Annotated in this window: 7 protein-coding genes; all 7 read left to right on the top strand. The window is 35.1% G+C overall.

Annotated elements, in window-relative coordinates; genetic code table 11:
- The first annotated feature begins 309 nt into the window (after positions 1 to 309).
- Genes ACIQ2X_RS08060 through ACIQ2X_RS08030 form a run of 7 tightly spaced genes read left to right on the top strand, consistent with a single transcriptional unit; the run spans position 310 to position 12,465 of the window.
- Positions 310 to 765 (top strand): T9SS type A sorting domain-containing protein, encoded by a 456-nt coding sequence (locus tag ACIQ2X_RS08060; protein ID WP_396178416.1) that lies wholly within the window; start codon positions 310 to 312, stop codon positions 763 to 765.
- A 5-nt stretch (positions 766 to 770) separates the two neighbouring features.
- Positions 771 to 8,276 (top strand): polymorphic toxin type 23 domain-containing protein, encoded by a 7,506-nt coding sequence (locus tag ACIQ2X_RS08055; RefSeq protein WP_396178415.1) that lies wholly within the window; start codon positions 771 to 773, stop codon positions 8,274 to 8,276.
- Positions 8,270 to 8,755: a hypothetical protein gene (locus ACIQ2X_RS08050; protein WP_396178414.1), complete on the top strand. Its 486-nt coding sequence runs from the start codon at positions 8,270 to 8,272 to the stop codon at positions 8,753 to 8,755. Before ACIQ2X_RS08055 ends, ACIQ2X_RS08050 begins: the two co-directional genes overlap by 7 nt.
- Positions 8,727 to 9,539, top strand: a complete 813-nt coding sequence (locus ACIQ2X_RS08045; protein WP_396178413.1) for a hypothetical protein — start codon at positions 8,727 to 8,729, stop codon at positions 9,537 to 9,539. Before ACIQ2X_RS08050 ends, ACIQ2X_RS08045 begins: the two co-directional genes overlap by 29 nt.
- Before the next feature lie 11 nt (positions 9,540 to 9,550).
- Entirely contained in the window at positions 9,551 to 10,108 is a 558-nt protein-coding gene (locus ACIQ2X_RS08040) for an outer membrane beta-barrel protein (RefSeq protein ID WP_396178412.1), read from the top strand.
- Between the two features lie 11 nt (positions 10,109 to 10,119).
- On the top strand, positions 10,120 to 12,213 hold the full coding sequence (locus tag ACIQ2X_RS08035; RefSeq protein ID WP_396178411.1) for a PKD domain-containing protein: 2,094 nt from the start codon (positions 10,120 to 10,122) through the stop codon (positions 12,211 to 12,213).
- Between the two features lie 12 nt (positions 12,214 to 12,225).
- A complete protein-coding gene (locus tag ACIQ2X_RS08030) occupies positions 12,226 to 12,465 on the top strand; it encodes a hypothetical protein (RefSeq protein ID WP_396178410.1) in 240 nt (79 codons plus the stop codon).
- The last annotated feature ends 111 nt before the right edge of the window (positions 12,466 to 12,576 follow it).

The following is a 12,576-nucleotide window of genomic DNA, read 5'->3' as shown; positions in this document are numbered from 1 at the left end:
TGGCTTCACTACTAAATTCGACTCCAAAACTAAAAATATTCATACCCAATAATTTATCTATCAAACAAATATACAAAAATATGAGCAATTACGGATATACATAAAAATATATAAAGCATTGCTTTATTCTTGTTCTTGAAATCTGGAAAATTTTAAAACGTACGAGAATAGACTTTGCCCATGCACTGCGTGGGCTTTGTTTATTTGTACGTTGGGCATTCCAGAGCCTCAAGGACAGTAAATGAAGTACTCACGCTTTTTTATGCCTTTTTTTTAAAAACTTTTCTAAATCCAAAAAAATTTAAAATTATGAAGCCATTTTTATTTATTCTCTTTGCTTGTTTTTTTCTTGGGAATGTTTATTCGCAAGGATCGAAAATTCGTTTTGAATACGATGCTGCTGGAAATCAAATTCAAAGATCTTGGTGTCCAACTTGTGCATCAAGAAATTCTAATCAAGAAGTTAAAGAAGTTTCTGAACTAAAAGACGAAGACCTGCAAAAATTTTTCCCCGAAGACGTCATTTCATATTATCCTAATCCAGTTAGAGAAGAGTTGTATTTAAAATGGGAATTGATAAACGAAAATAAAGTCACTAAAATGGATGTTACTAATTTGACTGGACAAATTATACAATCGTACAGCAAGTTAGAAAATGAAAATGCAAAAAGCATTTCCTTTCAAGAATATCCAGCAGGTATTTACTTTATAACTTTACAGTACACAAACGGCGAGTTCAAATCTATAAAAATCATTAAAAAATAAGAGCCATGAAAAAATTTATACTTTTTTTACTGTTAAGTCACAGTGCCTTAATATATTCCCAAGAAGATGTTTATGGAGGTACACCAATCCGGGGATTAAAACCGATAAAAAGAACCGAAGCACAAAGCAATTTAGAACCGGTAAAAAAGGGCAGTAATCTTACAACACTTCCTTCTGTCAGTCCTCCAACAGGTAGCTCCACAGAAGTAGGAGTTACAGAAGGTCAACTTTCCGTCTCTTTAACAGGCGGGGCAGCTTACAATATACCTATTGCCGTTCCTCCAGGAATTAATGGTATTGTGCCTCAAGTTTCCTTAGGATATAATAGCCAAGGCGGTAACGGCTTAGCAGGATACGGATGGAATATTACTGGTGTTTCTGTTATATCAAGAACCTCAACTACTAAATTTCATGACAACATTATTGATGGTGTAGATTTCAATAGTCTAGATAGATTTTCATTTGATGGGCAACGATTAATGGTGAAAAATGGAACTTCAGGAATATATGGCGCTAATGGCACAGTATATGAAACCGAAGCTTTTTCTAATGTGCAAGTAACTTCTTATGGAGTGCATCCAAACGGAAGTAATTATGGTCCCGCCTATTTCATTGTACAATATCCTGATGGTTCAATTGCCCATTACGGTAATTCTACCAACTCGAGATCATTAACAGATTGGGCAATTACATATTGGCAAAATCCGCAAGGGGTAAGGATTTCCTACAGTTATTTACTTGCAAACAACAATTTGTCCATTAGTACCATTAAATACGGTACAAGACTGACTACGGCTCCTATTAATGAGATACTATTTGAATACAAAAATAGAGTAAGACCTGAACAGGCTTATATTGGAGGGCAAAGTTTTACCAGAAATAATATTTTAAGCGAAATAAAAGTAAAGGGCAATGGCATAGGTTTCAGAAACTACATCCTAGGGCATGAAAGCACAACTTTGGGATATGAACGATTGAAAAGAATTACAGAAAAAAGTGGTGATAATTCCAAAAGCTTTAATCCAACTGTATTTAATTATGAAACTACGGGAGAAGCTATATCGTTCATTGATAATGTAAGTCTTTCTGGTATTAGCAATATTAGAGCTGATAACTCTGCAACTATTTCTGGTGATTTTGATGGGGATGGCAATTTAGATTTTATTTTGTATCCAACCACAGGCAATGAAGCGAAGAAAAAATACTATTTATTTACTTCTGATAATTTAAATAGCGGTGTAGATTTTGGATGGGAACACAATGTGGGTACATTTTCTGATATATTTCCCACATCATGGCTAAATTATAGTGACAAACTGATGCCTATGCAAGGATGGTGTGCCGTACAATTTAATAATACTACTGGGCAGACCACTTTTAAAAATTTATCAACAAGCCCTTCGCAACCCATTTTATTTCAGTATGATAAAGTTTATGCTTTTCCAAAGCTTTCTTACTATGATGCATGTCCGGGTTTAATTCACTGTGATGTATTGCCTAATGCAAATAAAACAGCTTATGATGAAGATGAAACAGGCAAAAATGTATTAGATAAAATAAATGAACCTGTTTCAGCAAGAGGAAATGAACCTGTTATCGAAGATCCATTTGATGGAGGGCCCGTCGTAAACCCAACTATTTGTCCAAGCCCATCAAATTTAGCAGTAAGTGCCATATTAAACGGACAAGCAATTTTTAGCTGGACACAATCTGGAACGCCACTGCCGTTGATGTGGGAAGTATGCTATTTTGAAACGAATAGTGCTCCTGCTCCAAGTAATTATGAACCTGTCGGGACTTACATCATTGTGAATCAAAATTCTTTTACCGCTCAAAATTTATTAGGAAAAAAGAACTATAGTTTTTTTGTACGTTCTATATGTGGTACAGATAATTTACCTGGTAATTGGATAGGACCTTTCACTACTGGCGGAGCCATCATCGCAAATCCTGGAGTGACAAAATATAAAGATATTCCAAAAGAATATGTTAGTGGCGACTTTAATGGCGATGGATTAACAGATGTCATTGCAATCGAGAAAAGCACAAGTTATGAAGTAAAAACTTGTCAAAGCGATTGTTATACATCTACCAATGTTGATGTTTCAGGCGGCAAGACCTATTTTGTTAATTTAGACAGAAGATTAATTTCGAACTTCGTAAATTATTCAGGGAACATTATTAGTTCAAACAGCAGTAAATTTTATGTCGCTGATTTTAACGGGGACGGAAAATCAGATTTATTTGTATTTGACGCTAGTATTTGTCGAGTTTATCAGTTAGGTAATAACAATGTTCTAAGTTTAATAACTACTGTTAATTCTCCAAATATCACTTTAACAAAACAGCCTTTAATGGGTGATTATAATGGTGATGGTAAAGCAGATTTTATTATCCCAAAAGAGAACTATAGTCCCTTATTTACAACTTACACTTCTACAGGTTCGACTATTCTATTTACAGAAACTAATTTAGGAATTGATTCGTACTTTACGGGTTATGACGATGGAAACAAGAGAAGTGTTCAACATATAATTCCAAATGATTTTAATAACGATGGTAAAACAGATTTAATTTTAACAAAATGTAACTATATTGAAACTGGGCTAATCGATTTTGTTAACAATAATAGATATATATCTGTAAGATATTTTGCTAATAAAGGAGCGACTTTTGTATCTTCGATGTACACTGAAAAAACTGATGTTAATGGTTTAAATCGTTTCCCTATTCCTATTTTGTTATCTTTTGACAAAGCAAATTCAAATAAACAAATAAGCTTCATTTCAAATAGCACCATTTACAGTCTTATCTCTCCAAAAGATAATGCAACAGATACTAGACTCAAACAAATAACCCTTGGTAACGGTGTAAAGGAAGTGATAAGTTATGCAGCTTTAAATGCCGATTGCCCTCTGAATTCAAGTTGCGATATCGTATTTGCCCCCTCAACATATACCGAAAGCTACCCAAATTTTGATATAAAGCTGGCGGCTGGTTTCCAAGTTGTTTCACAACTCGAACAAGTTTCGGCAACACAATACAAAAAACAGAAATTTGACTATTACGGTGCTGTTACAAATCTCGAAGGAATAGGATTTCTTGGCTTTCGAGCGTTGGCAAGAACGAATTGGTTTAATGAAGATACCCAACCAATATCATCAGTAACAAAGCATGATATGACCCGAAGAGGAGCGGTAAGCGAAAGTTGGACTGCATTAGGCGAAGTTGACGGTAATTTTTCTATGTACACACCTACTAGTTTTATCAGTAAATCTAATATGACTTATACGAATCCAGTATTAGCACTTTTACCTAATAAAGTGTTTAAATTAAACAACCCATTTACAGTTTCTGTCAACGGTTTAGATGGTACGTCAAATGAGGTTACTACTTCTTTTGATAATTATAATAATCCTTTATCTACAACATCTGTTTCAAAAAATGGTTCAATAATTGAAAAAACCGAAACCGTAGCACTTGAATATTTTCCGTTAGTGAGCAGTCCTACTTATATTGTAGGTCGTTTAAAAAAGAAAAACGCTACTTTAAATCATGACGGCGACACGATGACTGGTGAGGAACTATATACGTTCAACTCCGATCATTTGGTATCCAAAATACAAAAGAAAGGACATCTCACAAACTATTTAACGGAAGATAATTTGTACGATGTATTTGGAAACATCACAAAAAAAACAATCACAGCCGTAGGGCTTACACCTAGAATAACAAATTTTACTTATGATCTTTCGGGAAGATTTTTAATGTCTAGTAAAGATATTGAAGATTTGACTACTACTTATACGTATAATTCTAGTAACGGTTTGCTTCTCACACAAACACTCCCATCAAATCCTGGATTCCCTTTAATTACAACCAATTTATATGATGTTTGGGGTAAAAAAATAAAAGAAACCGATTATTTAGGTAAAAGTTTAACCACTGCTTATTCGTGGATAAGCCCTGGATCTAGCGGCTATTTCGAAATTACTTCAACAGGTGATGATGACTCTAAAAGTATCGTTCGCTTGGATGATTTAGGGCGAAAAATCGCAGAAGGATATAAAACTATAAATGATGTTACCGGTTCTCAATCTAATATAAGTTGGAAAACCAATGAATACGATATTTATAACAGGCTCATTAAAGCGTATGAACCATCGCTTGCTACACAACCACAATGGTCGGGATTATTTAGCACAACATCTTATGACGCTTATGGGCGACCGACCCAAGTTACTGAGCCAACCGGCAAAATACACAATATTACCTATTCAGGTTTAACAACTAGCACCTCTATATCCTATTCGGGTTCAGCAGCTGCGACAAGTGCAGGAGTAGGAAATTCAACTGCTGTTAAAAATAGTACAGGTGCTGTTGTGTCAATGACCGATAATGAGGGAACGATAACATACAAGCACTTTGCCAACGGAAACCTCAAAACATCCAATTTTGAAGGAGTTGAAGTTAAAATTGAACAAGATGGATGGGGCAGGAAAACCAAATTAGATGATCCTAGTGCAGGAATTTACAGGTACGAATACAATGAATTTGGCGAAATAACTAAAGAGATAACCCCAAAAGGAGAAACTAACTACACCATTAATAATGTTGGTAAAGTCACACAAAAAACAATTGTAGGGACAGGAGGTGACCCTACTAATACAAAAACTACCTATACCTATAATGATCCAACAACTAAATTACTGACCAATACTAGATATGATGATTTTGCAGGTGGATTCCACACATTATACACGTATGGTTATGACAACTATAAACGACTAAACCTTACTGAAGAAAGTGGTTTTAATGCTTTTTACCAAAGAGCCATTCAATTTGATGCTTTTGGCCGACCAGCAAGGGAGCTTTACACTGCAATAAATACAACAAATGGTAAAAGATCTGATAAATGGGTAAAGAACACCTATAAAAACGGACAGCATTGGCAAATTTTAGACGATGCTACAAGTCAAGTTTTATGGCAAACCAATACCGTAAATGCGAAAGGACAAGTGGTTACAGCTGCTTATGGCAATGGAATAAACATAACCAATTCGTACGATCAGTTTGGATTTCCTACCCAATTTAAACATGATAAAACGGGAGTGCCAAGCGCGAATATCATGACTTTAAATACTTCTTTTGAAGCACAACGAGGGAATTTATTGAGCCGCAACAACAGTATGTTTAACCATCAGGAAAATTTTACCTACGACAATTTAGACCGGTTGAGTACTTGGAGTGCGAATAAAGAAATACTAAACTTTACATTTAGCAATGCTACTGATGGATTTTTAGCCACAAATAGTGGGGTTACGGTTATTAACGAAACTACTCCTTCTTACTCAAGACTGAAAGTTACAAGCAATTTAAATTTTCAAGGGACACAGCGAATTATTAAAAATAACGCAACCCCAGGAGAAAAACTACAAATCACAGGTCAAATATATTTTAAAACTCTAATAGGTGTAAATAATTATGTTAAAATTAGTGTTGTTGAACGTAATCCAACAACAAATCAAGTTATAGAAACGCAGTACGTTAATGCCACAGGAATTGATTTTTCAGTGCAGCACACAGTTACGCAATACACAGAAGTGTATATAAAATTTGTAGTGGGTAATGACACTAACTTTCAAGGACCATTAAGTTTTGGAGTAGATAATATAAAGGTTATAGAATTAAAAACGGATGGTCAAACCTATGATAATTTAGGACGAATCGACGAAAATAATGTGGGTAGTTACAATTATACCAATGTAAACCCAGCAACTAATGTTCCCAAACATTTTCAAAACAGTTCCATTGTTCCAACCCCCGAATATGCTGCCTATTATCAAAGTAGAGCCGCTCTGGACATAACCTATAATGCGTTTAAAAGCCCTATTGACATTATTGAAGAAGGCAAAGACAAAATAAGCTTCATCTATAATATGAACAACAGCCGTTCTACTATGTATTACGGTGGCTTGCAAGCAGATAAACTGGCCCGTCCATTCAGGAAACATTATTCTACGGACGGCAGCATGGAGATCAAACAAATTGGCGCAGTAGACACAGAGTTTATCACTTACATCGGCGGTGACGCTTACACCGCTCCTGTAATGTTAAAAAGTAACGGTACAACACAAAATTATTTATATTTACACCGTGATTATCTGGGTAGTATTGTAGCCGTTACCAATCAAGCAGGTGCAGTAGTCGAAAAACGATTGTTTGATGCTTGGGGTAATGTTCTAAAAGTACAGGATGGAGCCGGAAACGTTCTTACACAGTTAACAATTACAGACAGAGGCTATACCGGACACGAACATTTGCAAGGCGTAAATCTTATACACATGAACGGTCGTTTGTACGACCCAGTAGTGCATCGATTTTTACAACCTGATAATTTCGTTGCAGACCCATTTAGTACACAAGCTTATAACAGGTATGGCTATGTATTAAACAATCCATTGAAGTTTAGCGACCCTAGTGGAGAATTTCCATGGACTCCAATTTTGATAGGTGTTATGATTGGAGCTATCAGTGGCGGGGCTTCGTATGTAGCACATGCAATTCAAACAGGTAATTGGTCATGGGATGGTTTTGGAATGGCTATTGGTGCAGGGGCTATAATAGGGGGTATAACGGCTGGATTATCTCCAATGTCGATTTTTTCTGCGGGTGGATTTGGCCAATTAATAACGTCATCATTTGCAGCAGGTTTTATGCCAGTAATTAGTGTACCGATTGGTGACTTGACAATAAGTGCATCTCCATCAATAGTTTTTGGAAACTCAGCAGGTGCAGGGGTTAGTTTTGGGGTTACCTATGATGATGGCAATTTTAGTGTTTCAGGCGGGTATGGGATAATTGAATATTCTAATTATAACGGATTTGGAGCAAACTCAAGAGAAATAAGATACTCCGCGTTAGTGAGTTATGACGATGGTAAAACAGGATTAACGTTAGGTACTAATTTCTGGGAAGGAGATTTAGGGCAAAGAACCGGCTTGATAGGGATTCAAAGTGGCAAATTTAAAGCAATGTATGAAAATGATGGAGGATTTGGAATCAAACAAGCGGGTTTAGGTGATCGAGGTGATAGTTATAGAACCGCTGCACTAAATTTATCTTTTGGTGATTACGCAGCTGGGTTTAACTTGATGACCGGAAATAGAAGCCTTGAAAATCAAGCAGCTGAAGAAAAAATCATAACTGGTTATAAACGAAATGGTAAGCCAAAATTAGAAAACCCAACCTATAATCCTGAATTAAGGGACAATTATAATAGAAAATTCCGCCACGGATATGTTAATGAAACTGGGACTAAATATCGTTTAGGGGCACTATCTGTTGGTTATAAAGGATTTAGAGCAGGAGTTAATAGTGAACATGTTAGGCATGCAATTCAAAACCGATTTATTCATAATGGAATAAAGGACAGAGGTTTTGAAAATTTATCGTGGAATTGGAATAGTTATTTTCAGTATAAAACTCCAAATATGTTTACATCATGGTAAATAAAGCACTATTGATATTGTTTTTTTTTTATTTTGTTTCCTGCAACTCGCGAAAACAGTTATGTTTTGAAAATGTCAATCATATAGATACAAATTTTGCAATTAGTTCTATTGATACAAATTGTATTTATATACAAAAATATATTTCTAATGTTAATGAAGTAAATAGTAAATTTATTAAACAAGAGAATAAGTTAATTAACGAGAATAAACCTGTAATAAAATTTAAAAATAATGGTAAAATTGAATTTTATTATAATAAAATTTCTTTTGATGAATTTAAAAGACCTTTGTATGGAAATTATAGATTTTATAATGATACCATAAAAGTGTGTAGAGAATATTATTCTGCACAATCTGGCACATACTATGGCATTTCAATTTTTATTTTAAAGGATTCAGTTCTTGAAGAAAAAAGTTTCCCTTTTGACAATGGATTATTAATTACATATGAAAAAAATTGTGATAAAAAAAAGTAAACTACAACAAATTATTTTTATATTCCTATCTTTCCTATTAGCAAATTGCTCCTCAGAAGACAGCAACACACCACAAAGTACTTTTGCAGTTCAACTAGAAGCCTCTAGCAACAATATAGCGGTTGACGAACCTTTTACGGTAAATCTTTCAGCTAATGAAGAAATCACTGAAGCATGGATTTCAAAAAACAACTTTGCTACCGGAAGTTATGTGGATTTTAATTTTGGTACGAATTACAATTATTATTTTAACTTCGACGATATTGGGCCGCATACCATTTCGGTACGGGCCAGAAATAAAGACAACGTAACCATTGAGAAAAGTATTAATGTAAATGTGGTGAGAGGTAATGCCATAAAAATAAATGGCATTCAGGTTGTTACTTTCAATGGCATCAACACCGTTTTTGACCCTGAGTATCCGGCGTCCAACCCAGAAAGTCTTGCTGATGTAGTTTTCGGATTATCGAAGCCGTTAATCGGTTTGCCCTACGAAAATGTTTATACCTTCAAACCGTGGTACCGTTCAGAGGTGTTGCAAAACCAAGGTAATTTAACTTGGAATTGCAGTAGTGCCAACTTGTATTTAAAACCCGAATTGTCCTTATATTTTGGTCTTGCAGATGCAGATGGTCCTAATGTAGGACAGGATTTAACTTACAGTGCGGGTGATTATGTAGAAATTGGATTTTTAAACTATTTAGCTACAAAACCAACCACCATAACCTACACCTTTCCCGCAGCGAACCTAGAATTTAAAGTATTTGTAGAATGGCCCAATTAAAAACGAACAAAATGAAAAACCTATTGATGACGGCAATGCTATTTACCAGTATTTCTGTATTTGCACAAGATGAAAGCACAAAAAAAATTCACGCTGGTCTTGGTTATGCGTTAACCAATAATAACAGCGAACTTTTTAATAATCCGCTGCATGCTTTTGGCATTTATCGCATCAAAAAATGGGATAATGTCGATTTGAATGTTGGACTGAGGGTATTTTATTACAATTCCAACGAAACTGATTTTTATGCGAATAAATGGGGTTTTAATCCCAATTTTAACCTTGCTTACAATTTTAAAAATACCAAGTTGAGTAGTTACGCTTCTGTAGGGTATTATTTTGATTCCTTTAAATCAAACGCAACTATCAATAATTTAGTTATTACCCCTGAACGTAATGTAACGTCAAATGGCGTAACATTTACCCCTGGCTTAAAATACTTTGTCTACAAAAATCTATTTCTGGACACTAACCTTACCATAATTTCAGCCAAAACAGAGGATGTTTTTTTTAAATCAGATTCCAGTACCAACACATTCTTTAACTTAGGATTGGGAGTTGCGTTTTAAAAAATTATATTTTGAGAAAATTAATGCTCATATGTTTCTTTTTATCAGTGTTGGCTTCTCACGCACAAGGAGAAGCCAACATTTGGTATTTTGGCCAAAATGCCGGTCTCGACTTTAACAGTGGTAATCCGGTAGCCTTGACCAATGGACAATTAGTTAGTGAAGAGGGTACTTCGGTTTTGTCAACTGCCTCGGGACAATTACTATTTTACACAAACGGTGTTACTGTTTATAATAAGAACCACCAGATCATGCAAAATGGTTCTGGCTTATTTGGTGATTCATCAGCTACACAATCCTCCTTAATAGTTCAAAAACCAAATTCAAGTAATTTATATTATTTATTTACCGTTGATGAAATAGCCGAAGCAAATGGATTTAGCTATTCTATCGTAGACATGAATTTAGACAATGGCAATGGAGCCGTTACTTCCGATAAAAATATCTCGATTTACACGCCAACTTGCGAAAAATTAACTGCTGTTAAACATGCCAATAATATTGATTATTGGATCATTACGCATAGTTGGAACAGCAATACTTATAAATGCTATTTATTAACTAGCAATGGTTTAAGTTCAACTCCTATACAAAACAATATAGGTGTTGTATTAGGTTACAGTCAGTTATTCAATAATGCTGATGCCGTTGGTGCCATTAAAATTTCCCCCGATGGCAGTAAACTCGCAGCATGTAATTTTAGATTAAAAAAGCTGGAACTTTTTGATTTTGACACCAATACGGGTATTATTTCTAATGAACAACTTTTGTATTTTAATCCTCAAGATAATTTTGGTGATTTTTATAGCGTTGAATTTTCCATAGATAGTAAAGTTTTGTATGCTACAAAAGGCGGTCAATTACTTCAATTTGATTTAAATGCAATCCCCATATCAAGCTCGTTATTTATTGTAAATCTCAATGATTATTCTTCTAATCCTTTAATGTTACAACTTGGTCCCGACAATAAAATTTATGTAGCACTTATTAATACTACAAAACTTGGAGTTATTAATAGCCCCACAACATTAGGTATTGGTTGTAGTTTTCAAAATAACTTTATTGATTTAAACGGAAAAACTTGCTTAAATGGGCTACCCAATTTTTGTCAGTCTTTTTTTAACCCAACCATTCAACTTCAAAATACTTGTGTAGGAGCATCAACCTCTTTTCAATTAACAAACAATGCTGTAACCAGTACCCTTTGGAATTTTGGCGACGGCACCACTTCTACAGACTTAAACCCGACACATATTTATACCAATCCAGGCACTTATACTGTTACAGTAATCGCAACAAGTCCTTCGGGTACAGGAACAAATTCCAGAGAAATTGTAATTTATCCGATACCATCGGTGTTAAACAACACCATAACCTTAAAACAATGTGACGACGATAACGATGGGTTTAGTGCTTTTAACCTCACCGAAGTAAACGCGTTGTTGGTCAATACTACCGAAGGTTTGAGCATTACCTACCATCCTACCCTTCAAGATGCAAAAGACAATACAGCAACCATAACCAACACAACAAATTACAGCAATCAAACCGTAAGTAACGAGACCCTTTTTGCACGAGTGGAAAACAGTAACGGTTGTTTCAGCACGGCACAAATCAACTTGCAGGTTTCTACAACATTAATTCCCGCTTCGTTTCAGAAAGTTTTTAATAAATGTGATGATGCGGTTTCAGGAAGTAATACAGATGGAGTTGCAACCTTTAACTTTAGTAGTGTAACGGCCGAAATTCAAGATTTATATCCTCCAGGACAATTACTGGACATTACGTATTATAAAAATCTTACAGATGCATTGGCAGAACAAAACGCAATTGCCGACATAACAAATTACACCAATACCGATCATCCGGGAACACAAAATATTTACGTTCGGGTGGACAGCCAAGTCAATAACGAATGTTTGGGATTGGGACACCACATTACCTTAACCGTAGAACCCCTTCCCCTAGTTGAACCGCAACTTTTAAAGGAATGTGACGACAACCACGATGGCATTTTCGCTTTTGACACGACCAATTTAGAAACCCAATTACTAAACGGATTGACGGATGTTTCGGTTTTTTACTTCGATGAAAATGGCGTTTAACTACCCAGTCCATTGCCAAATCCTTTTGTTACGGCTTCTCAAACCATTAATTTTACGGTCAAAAATAATTTCGGACAACAATGTCAATATACCTCTACCATAACTTTTACCGTCGATGATTTACCCGAAGCTTTTCCCATTCCTGAAAATCTTACTTCCATCTGCGATGATGAAATTGATCCTGCCTTGCAAGATGGAGCGGTGCCTTTTGACACTAGTACTTTTCAAAATACTATTTTAGTCATTCCTTAAATATGTTATAACAATCTGTCTGTTAATAACTTGTATATAAAAATAGTAATAAAAAGCGAAGTTAAATTGCCAAAAAGAGTATATTTAGGTAAAAAAAAGTGGCAATATGTT

This window comes from Flavobacterium sp. (genome assembly GCF_044368625.1).
Lineage (GTDB): Bacteria > Bacteroidota > Bacteroidia > Flavobacteriales > Flavobacteriaceae > Flavobacterium.
The sequence above is the reverse complement of the archived record's forward strand: the minus strand, read 5'-3'. Positions and strand labels throughout refer to the sequence as shown.

Excerpts from the sequence above, each read along its gene's own strand:
- ACIQ2X_RS08060 (WP_396178416.1), top strand. The coding sequence starts at position 310 with ATGAAGCCATTTTTATTTATTCTCTTTGCTTGTTTTTTTCTTGGGAAT.
- ACIQ2X_RS08055 (WP_396178415.1), top strand. The coding sequence starts at position 771 with ATGAAAAAATTTATACTTTTTTTACTGTTAAGTCACAGTGCCTTAATA.
- ACIQ2X_RS08050 (WP_396178414.1), top strand. The coding sequence starts at position 8,270 with ATGGTAAATAAAGCACTATTGATATTGTTTTTTTTTTATTTTGTTTCC.
- ACIQ2X_RS08045 (WP_396178413.1), top strand. The coding sequence starts at position 8,727 with ATGAAAAAAATTGTGATAAAAAAAAGTAAACTACAACAAATTATTTTT.
- ACIQ2X_RS08040 (WP_396178412.1), top strand. The coding sequence starts at position 9,551 with ATGAAAAACCTATTGATGACGGCAATGCTATTTACCAGTATTTCTGTA.